General features: G+C 74.6%; 1 protein-coding gene. It reads left to right on the top strand.

Features of this window, described 5'->3' with window-relative positions; all coding sequences use genetic code 11:
* Positions 1-201 precede the first annotated feature (201 nt).
* A partial coding sequence (locus UK12_RS33215) for a universal stress protein (protein WP_197085380.1) occupies positions 202-426 on the top strand: 225 nt, incomplete at its 3' end.

Below are 426 nucleotides of genomic sequence, written 5' to 3' on the forward strand. Positions count from 1 at the left end.
GGCGAGGGCTACCACGCGGAGCTCCGTCAGCGGGTTCGGCAGCTGCTCGACGAGACCGCGGCGGTGGCCCGGGAGAAGCATCCGGACCTGGAGATCTCCAGCAAGGTGGTGTACAGGAGCGAAAGCCGGGTGCTGCTCCGTGGGTCGGCGCACGCCGCTGCCGTGGTCCTCGGCTAATGGAGCCGCCCCCGGGCCGAGGAGGTGCTCAGTGCGCATGCGGTGGCGGCGCCCGTGCTGGCTCGGGCCGGACGTCCGGTGGCCGGGGTCCGCGAGCCGGAGCACGTCACCCAGGACCCCCTCTCCGTGGTGGGCGGGGTGGACGGCAGCCGGTCCTCCGCCGCCGCCGTGGACTGGGCCTTCGACCTCGCCTCACGGCGCTGCGCCGGCCTGCGCGCCCTGTGGGTGTGGCAGCCGGCGCAGTTCTTC

Source organism: Saccharothrix sp. ST-888 (genome assembly GCF_000955975.1).
Lineage (GTDB): Bacteria > Actinomycetota > Actinomycetes > Streptomycetales > Streptomycetaceae > Kitasatospora.